2 protein-coding genes are annotated in these 1,801 nt (G+C 64.2%); both read left to right on the top strand.

The features are described 5' to 3' along the window. Positions 1-410 (top strand): integrase core domain-containing protein (locus KRR26_RS36445; protein ID WP_217082190.1); only part of this gene is annotated, 410 nt, incomplete at its 5' end. Between the two features lie 233 nt (positions 411-643). After that, positions 644-1,693, top strand: a complete 1,050-nt coding sequence (locus KRR26_RS36440) for a hypothetical protein (protein WP_217082189.1) — start codon at positions 644-646, stop codon at positions 1,691-1,693. The last annotated feature ends 108 nt before the right edge of the window (positions 1,694-1,801 follow it).

Here is a 1,801-nt window from a genome sequence, read left to right as displayed (position 1 = left end):
TCCACGCCGCCAAGGTGGGGACTCGCTTCGAGGCCCTCGAGCCCATCCGCCAGGGCGTCAAAGCTCGCTTCGGGGCATACGGCCGGGGCGTGGCCACGGGCTTGGCCATCCGCCACGACAACGGCAGTCAGTACACCTCGGAGGCCTTCCAGCACGAGCTGCGTTTCCTGGGCGCCAGCTCCAGCCCCTCCTTCGTCCGCAGCCCCGAAGGCAACGGCTGTGCCGAGCGCTTCATCCGGACGCTCAAAGAGCAGCTCCTCTGGGTGCGCTCTTTCGACACCGTGGAGGCACTCCGTCTGGCCCTGCTCGACTGGGCTCGCCAGTACAACGAGCACTGGCTGCTGGAGCGCCACGGCTTCCTCTCGCCGACTCAGGCCCGGCGAGAGCTCATGCAACGGCAAGCGGCCTGATTACTGCCAATCTGGTGTCTCAACAATCAGGTGCGGTACAGCTACAGCTTACCGGCCCAAAGGAGCAGTTCTTCTTCATCGATGCGTGCAGAGATCTCCGATACGAAAAGCACCCCGACCTATGCCCCCTGGGCTTAGCCAGTGTGCCGCCCGGTCCCGCCCGCGCACAGGTGTCGCTCTTCGCCGTGAGCCCTCTCGGACAGGCACTTGGAGCCCGAGAGGGATTGGGCGTGATGACCACCCATCTCCTGGCCGCGCTACGGGGCGAAGGCATGGCCACAGAGATTGACCCTGCAAGTAACGCGTTCGTAATCACGATGCACTCAATCCACGCTCACGTCCACGAGCGCGTGCTCCAGGCGCTCTCCCTGGAACCGATGTGGATGCGCAAGTACATGGCACCCGAGCTGGAGGCTCGAGGACCCGCCCCCGTCCCGCTGCTGACGCTTGATGATGTGCCGGACGCGCCGCTCAGCATCCACATTGCCCCGGACGCAGCAGCCTCCGGTACGCGCATCGATTTCGCTGTCCGTCGCATGCCACTGCCCCATTTGAGCCTCCCCCCCCGGAGCAATCACGAGACACTTTATCTCCCGCCACAGCGCTACTCCATCAAGGTAGAGTCGCGGGCAGGCAAACCGGAGCCGACACAGCTCATCATCGATGTCCGGACCACCCGTGAGCTCAACGTCCTCGTTAGTCCGGCGGACAGCGGAAGCCCTGCTCCCATACATCCAGAGGTCGTCAATTTCGTTGCGGCCGAGCCCACGGTGATGTCGAGATCGGGAGGCGTGATACTGAAGCCGCAGGGCTCCTCCTCCGAAGAGGGGACGCTCGTCTCGCATACGGTGGAACCGGCTGCGGTCATCCGGGTGGTGGGGCTCGAGCCGCCCTACGCAGCACATGAGGCGCGAGGGAAGATTCAAGTGACGCTGCCGACCGGGCCCTACCGGGTATCCTTCCGCATGGGCACAGAGGTCTTTGGCGTCAGGGACGTTTACGTTCTGAGCGGGGAGCAGGTGCAGGTGATCCCGAACGCCGCGCTTCAGGCCTCTATCGACCGCGAGAAATTGGGACGGCTGCATTCGGCAGGGTCGGTGCCGCCAGCGGAGAGCCTCGGCCCTATGCAGGGCGCCGTTCTTCAGACGCTGCTGCCAATCATTGGGCTGAAGGCCTTCGATGAGGAGAACACGTTCTTCCGTCGAGGTCGGTGGCTCGTTCCGAAATTGGCCTCCAGCGACTTCGGCCATCGCCCTGTCGTGGTCCTAAACCGAGGGTCGTGATTCGCGATCAGGTTGAGGGGCGGGCAAGCGCGAGACGAGCGGGAAGAAAGAGCAGGGGCACCTCTCGTTCGGCTCTGTGTGCGCAGAAGACCTGAGAGCGAGAAGGCC

The organism is Citreicoccus inhibens (assembly GCF_019039035.1).
Taxonomy (GTDB): domain Bacteria; phylum Myxococcota; class Myxococcia; order Myxococcales; family Myxococcaceae; genus Citreicoccus; species Citreicoccus inhibens.
Note: the sequence above shows the minus strand (reverse complement) of the source record. Positions and strands in the feature narration are given on the sequence as shown.

Coding starts and splice junctions, on each gene's coding strand:
- KRR26_RS36440 (WP_217082189.1), top strand. CDS start 644: ATGACCACCCATCTCCTGGCCGCGCTACGGGGCGAAGGCATGGCCACA.